Raw genomic sequence first — 11,798 nt, forward strand, 5'->3', positions numbered from 1 at the left:
GGACATCACCGGGGGCGGGGTGGCCGCGCCGATCGCGCGGGCGGTGATGAAGGCGGTGCTCAACTCCAAGGAATGAGACGGGGGTTGAGGGCCTCCGAGCGACCGACCTACCGTTCGGTCCATGACTGAAGCGACCGCGTACCAACTCGCCCAGGTGAACATCGGCCGTCTCGCGGCCCCGCTGGACTCCGCGCAGCTGAAGGACTTCGTCGACAACCTCGATCCCGTGAACGCCGACGCGGACGCCGCCGACGGTTTCGTCTGGCGGCTGGAGGGCGAGTCGGGCGACGCCACCGGCATCGCCGTCTTCGGCGACGAGTGGCTGATCATCAACATGTCGGTGTGGCGGGACGCCGACGCGCTGACGTCGTACATGTACCAGGGCCGGCACCGCGCGATGCTGGCCCGCCGCAGGGAGTTCTTCGAGCGGGTCCAGGAGGCGATGGTGGCCCTGTGGTGGGTCCCGGCCGGCCACCGCCCCACGGTCGCCGAGGCCGAGTCCCGGCTGCTGCACCTGCGCACGCACGGCCCGACACCGTACGCCTTCACCCTGCGCACGCCGTACCCGGCCCAGGGGGCGGAGCCGGCCACCGTCCTCGAACTCCCCGACGACCTGGGCTGCTCGGTCTAGGCCGCCTCACTCCTCTCCGGCCGCGATCGCCTCCCGGACCTCCGCGACCCGCTCCCGCTCCTCGGCCGCGAAGCGTTCCGCGTCCAGTTTCTCGGCGATCTCCTCGTCCTGGGCCATGAGGAGGTCGAGGTTGGAATTGCCCATCTCGAAGACGCCCATGTCGACGTAGGCCTGCTGGAGGCGTTTGCCCCACAGGCCGATGTCCTTGACGCAGGGGACGATCCGGGAGAACAGCAACTGGCGGAAGAGGGCGAGGAACTCCGACTGTTCGGCGTACTCCTCGGCCTCCGCCTTCGGGATGCCGAAGTTCTCCAGGACCTCGACCCCGCGCAGCCGGTCGCGCATCAGGTGGCAGCCCTCGATGACGAACTCCTCGCGCTCGCGCAGTTCGGCGTCGGAGAGCTGCCGGTAGTAGTCGCGCAGGGCCATCCGGCCGAAGGCCACGTGCCGGGCCTCGTCCTGCATGACGTACGCGAGGATCTGCTTTGGCAGCGGCTTGTCGGTGGTGTCGCGGATCATGCCGAACGCGGCCAGCGCGAGGCCCTCGATGAGCACCTGCATGCCGAGGTAGGGCATGTCCCAGCGGGAGTCGCTCAGCGTGTCGCCCAGCAGCGACTGGAGGTTGTCGTTGATCGGGTACAGCATCCCGATCTTCTCGTGGAGGAAGCGGCCGTAGATCTCCGCGTGCCGCGCCTCGTCCATCACCTGGGTCGCGGAGTAGAGCTTGGCGTCGAGGTCGGGCACGGACTCAACGATCCGCGCGGCGCACACCATCGCGCCCTGCTCGCCGTGCAGGAACTGGCTGAACTGCCAGGAGGCCAGGTGCTTGCGCAGTTCGCCCTTGTCCTTGTCGGTGAACTTCGCCCAGTACTTGGTGCCGTAGACGGAGATGGACTCGTCAGGGGTGCCGAGGGGGTCGGCGGGATCGACTTCGAGGTCCCAGTCGATGCGCTTCTGCCCGTCCCACTGCTTGTCCTTGCCCTTCTGGTACAGGGCGAGGAGACGTTCGCGGCCGTCGTCGTACTCCCAGGCGAAACGGGCCTGGCCCGTGGCCGGTACCTGCCAGTGGGGGTCCCCGGGATCCGTGGTGTACAGGTCGAAAGTCGGCATGTCCCGCAGGCTGCCCCTTTGTAGACGCCGGGTCAACAAGTCGCGCGCAAGGGATTGACGGCCTTGCTGACAAGCAGTCTCATAAGAGCCATGACGAGTCTGACAGATGTCGACGCGCTCGAAGGGCTGCGTGACGCCCTCGGCCTGCTCAAGGACCGGGAGCAGGTCGCCGAGCGGCTGCTCGACTCCTCCGCGAAGCACTCCTTCGACCCGGACAAGGAACTGGACTGGGACGCGCCCTTCGAGGACGGCCTGTGGTACTGGCCGCCGGAGCTGGTGTCGCTCTACGACACTCCGATGTGGCGGCGGATGAGCGAGGAGCAGCGGATCCTGCTCTCGCAGCACGAGGCCGCGGCGCTGGCCTCGCTGGGGATCTGGTTCGAGATCATCCTGATGCAGCTCCTGTGCCGTCACATCTACGACAAGGCGGCCACGAGCGCGCATGTGCGCTACGCCCTCACCGAGATCGAGGACGAGTGCCGGCACTCCAAGATGTTCGCGCGGCTGATCACCCGGGGCGACACGCCCTGGTACCCGGTGAGCCGGACCCATCAGCAGCTCGGGCGGCTGTTCAAGACGATCTCCACGACCCCGGGGTCGTTCACGGCCACGCTGCTCGGTGAGGAGATCCTCGACTGGATGCAGCGGCTGACGTTCCCGGACGAGCGCGTGCAGCCGTTGATCCGGGGCGTGACGCGGATCCACGTGGTGGAGGAGGCGCGGCACGTGCGCTACGCCCGGGAGGAGCTGCGGCGCCAGATGGTCTCCGCCCCGCGGTGGTCGCAGGAGTTCACCCGGGTGACCTCCGGGGAGTTCGCCCGGGTGTTCTCGGTGGCCTTCGTGAACCCCGAGGTCTACACGAACGTCGGCCTGGACCAGCGGGAGGCCCTGGCGCAGGTGAAGGCGAGCGGGCACCGGCGGGAAGTGATGCAGACGGGTGCGAAGCGGCTGACCGACTTCCTGGACGACATCGGGGTGCTCCGGGGCGTCGGGCGTCGGCTGTGGAAGTCGTCGGGGCTGCTGGCCTGACGGTGGTGCAGGGGCCGGCGGGGGTTGGTCGCGAGGCTCCGACCGCACTCGCTCAGGGGCGCGGGGAACTGCGCGACCAGCCACGACGCGCCCGCGGGCGGCCGACTACCCTGCAACCCATGACCCCATCCGCACCCGCCTACCGCAGACTCGGCGTCGAGGAGCGACGCAGTCAGCTCCTCGAGGCCGCCCTCGGCCTCTTCGCGCACCGCGTGCCCGAGGACGTCTCCCTCGACGACGTGGCGGAGGCGGCCGGGGTCTCCCGTCCCCTCGTCTACCGGTACTTCCCCGGCGGCAAGCAGCAGCTCTACGAGGCCGCGCTGCGGTCCGCCGCGGACGAACTGGAGCAGTGCTTCGACGAGCCCCGGGACGGCCCCCTCCTCGACCGCCTGTCCCGCGCCCTGGACCGCTACCTCGCCTTCGTCGACGAGCACGACGCCGGCTTCAGCGCCCTGCTCCAGGGCGGCAGTGTCGTCGAGACGTCCCGGACCACCGCCATCGTCGACGGCGTACGACGGGCCGCCGCCGAGCACATCCTGCGCCACCTCGGTGTCGCCGAACCGGGCCTGCGGCTGCGCATGACCGTGCGGATGTGGATCACCGCGGTGGAGGCGGCCTCCCTGATCTGGCTCGACGAGAACAAGCAGCCCCCCGTCCAGGAGCTGCGCGACTGGCTGGTCGAGCAGTTCGTCGCCGTGCTCTCGGTGACCGCGAACCGCGACCCGCAGACCGCCGCGCTGGTCACGGCCCTCGCGGCGGATGGCTGACACTGGTGCCGTGAAGAGCGAAGACACCCCCTTCGAGGGCGGTCCCATGGACGGCCGGGTGCTGCCCGTGCTGCTGGGACCGACCGGTCACCCGCCGAAGACGTACCGCATCCCCGTCCCCGACGCGGCCGGCGGCCCGCCCACCGTGCTGGTCTACCGCCGGGTGCCCAGGGGGCACAGCAGGCTGGGCATCCAGAAGGGCTGGAAGTACGCGTACGACCCCGAGGGGAAGGCGAGCGACCGGCCGAGGTGGCCGTGGTCCAGGCCCGGCAGGCAGGCTGACACCGACGGGTGACGAGGTTGCTCCGAACCGCCCACACCCGGCGCGCGCGCACGCCCGAACCGCCTGATGCTCGCCGTGCGGAACAGAGGGGCTGCTCCGCACGGGAGGTGATGACGTGTCAGGAAGGCTTCTGCGTCTGGTGTGCACGGCGGCGGTGGCGGCCGGCACCGCCCTCGCGCCGCTGCCCGCGGCCGCCGCACCGGAGCCGGAGCCGCGCGAGCGCTCCGTCACCCAGCTGCTGACGGACCTTCAGCGGCTGTACCAGGAGGCCGAGGAGGCCACCGAGACCTACAACGCCACCGAGGAGAAGCTGAAGGCGAAGCGCGCCGAGGTGAACCGCCTGGACGCGGCGCTCTCCGAGGTCAGGCTCTCGCTGCACGACAGCCGGGGTGCCGCCGGACGGCTGGCCCGCCAGCAGTACCAGAGCAGCACCGACATCTCGCCGTACGTCCGTCTCCTGCTCGCCCGCGACCCCCAGCACGCCATCGAACAGGGCCATGTGATCGGCCGGTTGGCGCGGGGCCGGGCCAGGACGGTGGGCCGCCTGACCGGCACCGAGCGGCACGCCGACGAACTGGCCCGCAGGGGGCGCAAGGCGCTCGACCAGCAGCTCACGCTCGCCGCCCGGCAGAAGAAGGAGCGGGACGCCGTACGGGCGAAGCTGCACGGTGTGGAGGAGCTGCTCGCCTCCCTCAGCGCCGAACAGCTCACCGCGCTGGCGGAGTTCGAGGAGAAGGGCGTCGAGAAGGCCCAGCGGGAGCTGACGACGTCCGGCGCCCTGGGCGAGGACGCGCGCAAGCCGTCCACGGCGGGCGAGAGAGCCCTGCGGTACGCCCGACGGCAGCTCGGGAAGCCGTACGAGTGGGGTGCTGAGGGCCCGCGGACGTACGACTGCTCAGGGCTGACGTCGAAGGCGTGGGCGTCCGCCGGCACCCCGATCCCCAGGACCAGCCAGCAGCAGTGGGCCCGGCTGCCGAGGGTGCCGTTGAAGCGACTGCGCCCGGGTGACCTGGTGCTGTACTTCCGCGGGGCCACGCACGTGGCGATGTACGTCGGGAAGGGCGAGGTCATCGAGGCCCCGCGGACGGGCGAGCGGATCAGGGTGTCCCCGATCGCCGCTCACCCGCTCCTCGGAGCCGTGCGTCCGGACGACAGGGGTCAGGCCCCGGCCACCGAGGCCACGAACGCGTCCGCCTTCTCCGGGTCGTAGAAGAAGTTCTCGAAGTCGGCCGGGTTGTCGAAGCCGTTGGCGAAACGGTCCGCCACCGGCTGCAACTGCCCGGCCGCACCGATCAGGTTCAGGATGTGCTCCGGCGGGGGCGCGAGCATCGCGTTCGTCCACTTGGTGACGTGCTGGGCGGTGGCCCAGTACCGCTCGAACGTCCCGCGCATCCACTCCTCGTCGAACTCCTTCTCCCCGTGCTCCAGGATCGAGGCGAGGTAGGAGGCCGCGCACTTGGACGCGGAGTTGGAGCCCTGCCCGGTGATCGGGTCGTTGGCGACGACGACGTCGGCCACGCCCAGGACCGCTCCCCCACCGGGCAGGCGGCCTATCGGGTTGCGCACGGTGGGCGCGTAGCGGCCGGCCAGCGTGCCGCCGGCGTCGGTGAGTTCCACGTTCGTGGCGCGCGCGTACTCCCAGGGCAGGAACTTCTCCATGAGTTCCAGGGTCAGGGAGAGGTGCTGCGCCGGGTCCTTCACGCCGGTGAAGACGTCGAGGGGGCCGCCGGGTACGCCCTCCCAGAACAGGATGTCGGCGCGTCCGGACGTGGTGAGCGTCGGCATGACGAACAGTTCGCCGACGCCGGGGACGAGGTTGCAGCGGACGGCCTCGGTGTCCGGGTGCTCGGGGCGCGGGCCCAGGCCGTGCACGTAGGAGACGGCGAGCGCGCGCTGCGGCTCGCTGTACGGGGAGCGCTCCGGGTCCCTGGCGAACATGGAGACCAGCTCGCCCTTGCCGGCCGAGACCAGGACCAGGTCGTACGTACGGGAGAAGTAGTCGAGGTCGCCGACCGCCGCGCCGTGGATGACGAGCTGGCCGCCGCGCTGGGCGAACGTCTCCATCCAGCCGGCCATCTTCACGCGCTGGTCGACCGACTGCGCGTACCCGTCGAGTCTGCCCAGCCAGTCGATCGCGCGCTGCGAGGGCCCCGGGTCGAAGGAGCCGGGTGCCGCCACCGAGACGCCGAGTCCCTCGATCTTCGGGGCCTGGGACTCCCAGAAGTTCAGCTGGAGATCGCGCTCGTGCTGGAGTGCCGTGTGGAACATGCACTGCGTCGACATGACCCGGCCGGAACGGATCTCGTCCGCGGTCCGGTTGGACATCAGGGTGACCTCGTACCCGTGCGACTGGAGGCCGAGGGCGAGCTGGAGTCCGGACTGGCCGGCTCCGACGACGAGTATCTTCCGCATGCGGGTGCTGGCTCCTAAGGGTGGACTACTCGGGGGTCTCGTCCAGCGCGTGGCCGACGAGGGACAGCAGGGTCTCGATGACCGAGATCTTCCGCCGCGCGTCCATGATCATGACAGGTATGTGCCGGGGGATGCTGAGGGCCTCCCGCACGTCCTCCGGCTCGAACAGCTCGCTGCCGTCGAAGTGGTTGACCGCGACGACGTACGGCAGTCCGCAGCTCTCGAAGTAGTCGAGCGCGGGGAAGGAGTCCTTGAGGCGGCGGGTGTCGGCCAGGACGACGGCGCCTATCGCGCCCCGCACCAGGTCGTCCCACATGAACCAGAACCGCTCCTGGCCCGGCGTGCCGAACAGGTACAGGACCAGGTCGTCGTCGAGCGTGATGCGGCCGTAGTCCATGGCCACGGTGGTGGTGACCTTCTCCGGGGTGCCGGAGAGGTCGTCGACCTGCTCGCTGGCCTCGGTCATCAGCGCCTCCGTCTGGAGGGGCTCGATCTCCGAGACGGTGCTGACCAGGGTGGTCTTGCCGACGCCGAAGCCGCCGGCCACGACTATCTTCGTGGCGATGGGGGCCCGGGTGCGGTCCGTCTGCCAGGACTTGAGGTCGTCGTCGGTCTCGACATCGACGAACGGGGTGACGCCGGCCTCCCGGGAGGCGGCGGCGTCAGAGACGGCGGAGTCCACTCAGCACCCTTTCCAGCAGAGCGCGGTCGGGACGGCCCGTGCCATGACCGGTCCCGGTGCCGTACACACGGATCTTTCCCTGGTCCGCGAGGTCGCTGAGGAGCACCCGGACCACGCCGAGCGGCATCTTCAGCAGCGCGGCGATCTCGGCCACCGTGCGCATCCGGCGGCACAGTTCGACGATGGCCCGCAGCTCGGGCATGACCGACTTCAGCGAGCCGTTGCCGAGCTCCTTGCGCTCCTCGGGGGCCTCCAGGGCCGCCACGAAGGTCTCCACGAGGAGGACGTGGCCGAAGCGGGTGCGGCCTCCGGTGAGGGAGTACGGCCGGACGCGGGCCGGTTTGCGGTCGCCGCCGCGGACGGGCAGTTCGGGCCGGTTCGTCATCGGGCGCTCCCCGTCCCCTCGTTCTCCAGCGACTGCCGTAGCTCGCTGCGGAGTTCGGGGGTCAGGACGTGTCCGGCGCGGCCGACGAACAGCGCCATGTGGTAGGCGACGACGCTCATGTCGCAGTCCGCGGAGCCGTGCACGCCGAGCAGCGAACCGTCGCTGATCGACATCACGAACAGGCTGCCCTCGTCCATCGCGATCATGGTGTGCTTCGTCGTGCCGAAGTCCATGAGCTTGGCGGCGCCGAGGGTGAGGCTGCCGATGCCGGAGACGATGGTCGCGAGGTCGGCGGACGAGCCGCGCGGGCCGGCCGGCTTCCCGTCCCGGGCCTCGCGTGCCTCCGCGTTCCGCTCGGCGTCGGAGGAGAGCAGGAGCAGGCCGTCGGAGGAGACCACGGCGACGGACTGGACGCCGGGCACCTCCTCCACGAGGTTGGTCAGCAGGAAGTGGAGATTGCGGGCTTCACGACTCAGTCCGAAGGTACTGGGCGCGGTCAACTGCTTGCCTCCTCGGCTGTGCCCCCCGTGGCTTCTTCGGATGCGGTGCGTTGTTCTGCGGCCGGCAGCTGGGTCTCGCCGGTCTGTTCCTTGATCTCCGCCTCCACGTCGCGGTAGCCGGCCTCCGCCCCCCTGCGGAAGCCGCCGAGCCTGCGGCGGAGTGCGTCGGCGTCCACGGACGCGTTGCGCCGGCGCGGGGCCGGGGCGGTGGGCGCGGTGATCTTGGGGGTGCGCTTGGGGAGGCCCTTGTCGGTGAGGGGCTCCTCGTCGGCGCGGGTGTGTTCGGTCTCGGCCTCGGCGTCGACCGCGGGCTCGGGCTCGGGCGTCGACGGCTCGTCCGGCACAGGGTCCGGCCGCACCGGGTCCGGCTCCCCCTGGGCGGGTATCGGGGCCAGGAGTTCCATCGTCGTCTCGGCGGGGGTCTCCGCCTCCGCGTGGCGTACGGCCTTCTCGGCCATGGCCACCAGGGGGTCACCGTCCTGTGAACGGCCGCTCAGGACGTTGGAGTTGACCTCCGCGTCGGCGCCGGGAAGGGAGAAGGAGTGGGTCGCGCCGGAGACCGGTCCGGTGCCGGAGGCAGGGACGGCGGACGGGGGCGCGGCGGTGAGCAGTGTCTTGGGGAGGACCACCACGGCGGCCACGCCCCCCTGCTTCTGCTCGCGCAGTTGCACGCGGACACCGTGCCGGTGGGCGAGGCGGGCCACGACGTACAGGCCGAGGCCCAGTCCCTCGTCGCCCTCGTCGTACGACTCGTAGGCGGCCTCGGGGTCGAAGTCGGCGAGGCGGGAGTTGAGGGTGCTCATCCGCTCGGCGGTCATGCCGATGCCCTCGTCCTGGACGGAGAGCATGACCTCGCCGCTCTCCAGGAGCCAGCCGGAGACCTCGACGGGCAGGTCGGGCGGGCAGAACGAGGTGGCGTTCTCCATGAGTTCGGCCAGCAGGTGCGAGAGGTCGTCCGCGGCGAAGCCGACCACGTGGGCGTGGGGCGGGAGGGCGGCGATCCGGACCCGCTCGTAGCGCTCGATCTCGCTGACCGCGGCGCGGACCACGTCGACGAGCGGGACCGGTCCGGCGCTCTGCTGCACGTGCTCGGTGCCGGCCAGGACGAGGAGGTTCTCGCTGTGGCGGCGCATGACCGTGGCGAAGTGGTCGAGCTTGAAGAGGGTCGCGAGCCGCTCCGGGTCCTGCTCGCGCTCCTCCAGGCCCTCGATGACGGCGAGTTGCCGCTCGACCAGGCCGAGGGTGCGCAGCGCCAGGTTGACGAAGGTGGCGCCGATGGTGGTGCGCAGCCGCTCCAACTGGGCGGTGGACTCGGCGAGTTCGCTCTTGAGCTGCTCGCGGGCGTCCGCCATCTTCTGGCGCTGGCCGACCAGGTGCTTGCGGTCGGACTCCAGGGTGTTGATCCGCTCGGCGAGCGCCACGGCGTGCGCGTGCAGGGTGTTGACGGAGCGGACGACCTGGGCGAACTCGTCGTTGCGGCCGGTGAAGGAGACCGCTTCCTCGGTGGTGGGGTCCTCGGCGCCGGCGAGCCGGGCGGAGCCGCGGCGCAGCACCGACAGGGGCCGGGTGAGGGTGCGGGCCATGGCGGTGCTGATGCCGACGGCCAGCAGCATCAGGGCGCCCAGGATCGCCACCCGCAGCTCCAGCGCGGTGACGTCGTCGTCGCGGAGCTGGGCGAGCGCCTTGACCCGGCGGTCGTAGAGCGCGGACTCGGCGCCGCGCATGAGGTCGACGCGGGCGGAGAGGGCGGCGTCCAGCTTGGCGGTGCCGGTGTTCAGCTCACTGGTGGAGAGGGTGGGCTGGTCGGTGAGGGCGGCGAGGTACTTGTCGGCGGAGTTGACCTCGGGGCCGGTGACCGTGGAGTCGTAGCTCGCCCTGGCGGCGGCGGGCGCGGAGTCCCGGAAGTCGGCGAGGGCCGCGTCGGAGCGCAGCCGGGCCTGCTGGGCGGCGGCGGCGAGCGCGGCGCGCTGGGCGGCGTCGGCCTTGGAGGAGACCTTCTCGGTGTTCGTCAGGCCGGTGACCGGGTCGTAGACGCTGCGGGTCGTCGTGGGCACGCTGAGCGCCGCGAGCAGGAGTCCGCGGGTGGCGGCGGCCTGCTGCACGGCGGAGTCCAGCTCGGCGAGGGCGTAGGCGCCGGAGCCGGCCCGGGCCGGCATCCGCTCGGCCAGTTCCTCGGCGAGGTCGTGCAGTTCGGTGATGGCGGCGGAGTAGGCGTTGTGCGTCTCCAGCGCGGTGGTCCTGCCGGTGAGCGCGGAGCGGCGTACGGCGTCGATGCCGTCGAGGTCGGCGCGCAGGGTGGCGGGCAGGTCGCTGTCGGCGCGCAGTTCCTCGGCCTGGCGGTCGACGCGGGCGCTCGACTGCTCGCCGGGCGCCTTCGCCCTGGGCCGTCCGGCCGCGATGTAGGAGGTGACCTCGTCGCGTTCGTCGGCGAGCGCGTGGGCGAGGTCCAGGGCGTCCTGGGTCTGCTCGGCGAGCGTCACCAGGTCCTGGGAGTCGTGGAGTTCCCCCGAGGCGGTGACCAGGGAGGGGGCGCCGGCCCCGGCGATCGCGGCGGCCACGACGGCGACGGCGAGAATCAGCCGGGTGCGGACGTGGGTGGGGCGACCCTTGCCGACGGGGGTCCCGGGGGCGCCGGGCGTGGCGGCTGTGCGCTCCGCGCCGTTGCCGGAGGCCGTCTGCTTGCCTGTGCGACGAGGCCGCGTCTTCTGCACCGCTGCTCGCATTCCTGAACTCGTGATACCCATGGGCCCGGGGTGACGCTCCGTCAACTGGTGTGCACACCGGGGTACGGTTCCCGACCCTCCCAGCGCCGGTGGGCGGTGGTCGCGCATCGCCTGAGCCGCCACCCGAAGGAGTGAACCCCGGACGGGAGTTGGCGGGCAAGTTCCTGCGGCACACGCACCGGCCCGGTCCGGCGGGCCGGTTGGACGTCGGCGAAGACCGATGGCAATATTCGCCACCACGCGTGCCCGGAGACCGCCATTCCAGCCCAAACCTGGCGCCTGACCTGCGCGACTACGTCAATTCCGCGGGCGTTGCCACGCTTTGGCGAAGCTTGTGAAGGGCTCGTGCAGACTGGCTGGATGCGTACGGAACTTGTCTCGGAGCCCGGCGATGTCCAGCGTCCCAACGAGGACTTCGCGAGTGTCGCGCTGCCCGCTTCCGGACGGGGCGGCGTCCTGGTCGTCCTCGACGGGGTCACCCCGCCCGCCGGTCCGACGGGCTGTCTGCATTCGGTCGAGTGGTTCACGGCCCGGCTGGGCGGGGCGCTGACCGAACTGGCCGTTTCGCTCATGGATGTTCCCCTGGCCGAGGTGCTGTCCCGGGCGATCGTGCGCACAGCGGAGACACATGGTGAAGGTTGTGACCTTTCTCACCCGCGTACGCCCCAGGCGACGGTGGTGACGGCGCGGTGGTCCCCGGAGTCGGTCGAGTACCTGGTCCTGTCGGACTCGGCACTGCTGGTGGAGGCGCCGGACGGCTCGGTCTCGGCGGTGCTGGACGACCGCCTCTCCCGGCTCCCCCGTGCCTCCCTGGCCACGGACGTGCTGATCGACGCGAACCTCCGCAACAAGGAGGGCGGCTTCTTCACCGCGGCGGCGGATCCCTCGGTGGCGGGGCGCGCGGTGACCGGAGTGCTGCCGCGCTCGTCGGTGCGCGCCCTGCTGGCCCTGACGGACGGGGCGGCCCGGTGGGTGGAGAAGTTCCACGAGGGCGGCTGGCCGGACCTGTTCGCCCTCGTCCGCAAGGAGGGCGCCCAGGCCCTGGTGGACCGCGTCCGGGAACTGGAGCGGGCGGACGCGGAGCCCCGCATCCACCTGCGCCGCAGCAAGACCCACGACGACGCGTCGGCGGTGTACGCGGAACTGTGAGAGAACCGACCGGGCAGCGCACGTCGGGCCCGCGCGTCGGCTCGCTTCGGCGGAACGGTGTGGGGCGGGCGGACTTGCCGGGGCGGCTTGCGTCGACGAGCGCGCGGGGAGGGCGACCGCGCGGAGG

12 protein-coding genes are annotated in these 11,798 nt (G+C 71.3%); 6 read left to right on the top strand and 6 right to left on the bottom strand.

Translation table 11 applies throughout. The features are described 5' to 3' along the window. Window positions 1–121 precede the first annotated feature (121 nt). Window positions 122–631, top strand: coding sequence for a DUF3291 domain-containing protein (locus AOJ26_RS37775; RefSeq protein ID WP_053852868.1), 510 nt, complete (start codon window positions 122–124; stop codon window positions 629–631). 6 nt (window positions 632–637) lie between these two features. Here the strand turns inward: AOJ26_RS37775 and AOJ26_RS37780 are convergent, their stop codons facing one another. Further along, window positions 638–1,741 (bottom strand): ferritin-like domain-containing protein, encoded by a 1,104-nt coding sequence (locus tag AOJ26_RS37780; protein ID WP_053852869.1) that lies wholly within the window; start codon window positions 1,739–1,741, stop codon window positions 638–640. 90 nt (window positions 1,742–1,831) lie between these two features. On the opposite strand from AOJ26_RS37780, the gene AOJ26_RS37785 reads away from it, so the two are divergent. The 4 genes from AOJ26_RS37785 (at window position 1,832) to AOJ26_RS37800 (ending at window position 5,030) form a co-directional block, all read left to right on the top strand. Beyond that, the gene (locus tag AOJ26_RS37785) at window positions 1,832–2,770 is read left to right on the top strand and encodes an AurF N-oxygenase family protein (protein WP_053852870.1); all 939 of its coding nucleotides are present in this window, start codon (window positions 1,832–1,834) and stop codon (window positions 2,768–2,770) included. Between the two features lie 119 nt (window positions 2,771–2,889). Continuing rightward, window positions 2,890–3,537 carry a TetR/AcrR family transcriptional regulator gene (locus AOJ26_RS37790; RefSeq protein WP_053852871.1) on the top strand — a complete coding sequence of 216 codons (648 nt, stop codon included), beginning with the start codon at window positions 2,890–2,892 and terminating at the stop codon, window positions 3,535–3,537. A 10-nt stretch (window positions 3,538–3,547) separates the two neighbouring features. After that, complete coding sequence (locus AOJ26_RS37795; protein WP_053852872.1) at window positions 3,548–3,832, top strand: hypothetical protein; 285 nt, start codon at window positions 3,548–3,550, stop codon at window positions 3,830–3,832. 103 nt (window positions 3,833–3,935) lie between these two features. Then, entirely contained in the window at window positions 3,936–5,030 is a 1,095-nt protein-coding gene (locus tag AOJ26_RS37800) for a C40 family peptidase (protein WP_053852873.1), read from the top strand. Here the strand turns inward: AOJ26_RS37800 and AOJ26_RS37805 are convergent. The 5 genes from AOJ26_RS37805 to AOJ26_RS37825 are packed head-to-tail and all read right to left on the bottom strand — an operon-like array spanning window position 4,979 to window position 10,510. Continuing rightward, window positions 4,979–6,232, bottom strand: coding sequence for a styrene monooxygenase/indole monooxygenase family protein (locus AOJ26_RS37805; protein WP_053852874.1), 1,254 nt, complete (start codon window positions 6,230–6,232; stop codon window positions 4,979–4,981). The genes AOJ26_RS37800 and AOJ26_RS37805 overlap by 52 nt on opposite strands. Window positions 6,233–6,257: 25 nt before the next feature. Continuing rightward, complete coding sequence (locus AOJ26_RS37810; protein ID WP_053852875.1) at window positions 6,258–6,914, bottom strand: GTP-binding protein; 657 nt, start codon at window positions 6,912–6,914, stop codon at window positions 6,258–6,260. Further along, window positions 6,895–7,299 (bottom strand): DUF742 domain-containing protein, encoded by a 405-nt coding sequence (locus AOJ26_RS37815; RefSeq protein ID WP_053852876.1) that lies wholly within the window; start codon window positions 7,297–7,299, stop codon window positions 6,895–6,897. The genes AOJ26_RS37810 and AOJ26_RS37815 overlap by 20 nt, the downstream gene beginning before the upstream one ends. Continuing rightward, entirely contained in the window at window positions 7,296–7,799 is a 504-nt protein-coding gene (locus tag AOJ26_RS37820; protein WP_053852877.1) for a roadblock/LC7 domain-containing protein, read from the bottom strand. Before AOJ26_RS37820 ends, AOJ26_RS37815 begins: the two co-directional genes overlap by 4 nt. After that, window positions 7,796–10,510, bottom strand: coding sequence for a nitrate- and nitrite sensing domain-containing protein (locus tag AOJ26_RS37825; protein WP_053852878.1), 2,715 nt, complete (start codon window positions 10,508–10,510; stop codon window positions 7,796–7,798). The genes AOJ26_RS37820 and AOJ26_RS37825 overlap by 4 nt, the downstream gene beginning before the upstream one ends. A gap of 372 nt (window positions 10,511–10,882) precedes the next feature. On the opposite strand from AOJ26_RS37825, the gene AOJ26_RS37830 reads away from it, so the two are divergent. Continuing rightward, window positions 10,883–11,671, top strand: a complete 789-nt coding sequence (locus tag AOJ26_RS37830; RefSeq protein ID WP_053852879.1) for a protein phosphatase 2C domain-containing protein — start codon at window positions 10,883–10,885, stop codon at window positions 11,669–11,671. Window positions 11,672–11,798 lie beyond the last annotated feature (127 nt).

Origin of the sequence: Streptomyces sp. NRRL B-24085 (assembly GCF_001282115.1) — a bacterium.
Lineage (GTDB): Bacteria > Actinomycetota > Actinomycetes > Streptomycetales > Streptomycetaceae > Streptomyces.

Coding starts and splice junctions, on each gene's coding strand:
- AOJ26_RS37775 (WP_053852868.1), top strand. CDS start 122: ATGACTGAAGCGACCGCGTACCAACTCGCCCAGGTGAACATCGGCCGT.
- AOJ26_RS37780 (WP_053852869.1), bottom strand. CDS start 1,741: ATGCCGACTTTCGACCTGTACACCACGGATCCCGGGGACCCCCACTGG.
- AOJ26_RS37785 (WP_053852870.1), top strand. CDS start 1,832: ATGACGAGTCTGACAGATGTCGACGCGCTCGAAGGGCTGCGTGACGCC.
- AOJ26_RS37790 (WP_053852871.1), top strand. CDS start 2,890: ATGACCCCATCCGCACCCGCCTACCGCAGACTCGGCGTCGAGGAGCGA.
- AOJ26_RS37805 (WP_053852874.1), bottom strand. CDS start 6,232: ATGCGGAAGATACTCGTCGTCGGAGCCGGCCAGTCCGGACTCCAGCTC.
- AOJ26_RS37815 (WP_053852876.1), bottom strand. CDS start 7,299: ATGACGAACCGGCCCGAACTGCCCGTCCGCGGCGGCGACCGCAAACCG.
- AOJ26_RS37830 (WP_053852879.1), top strand. CDS start 10,883: ATGCGTACGGAACTTGTCTCGGAGCCCGGCGATGTCCAGCGTCCCAAC.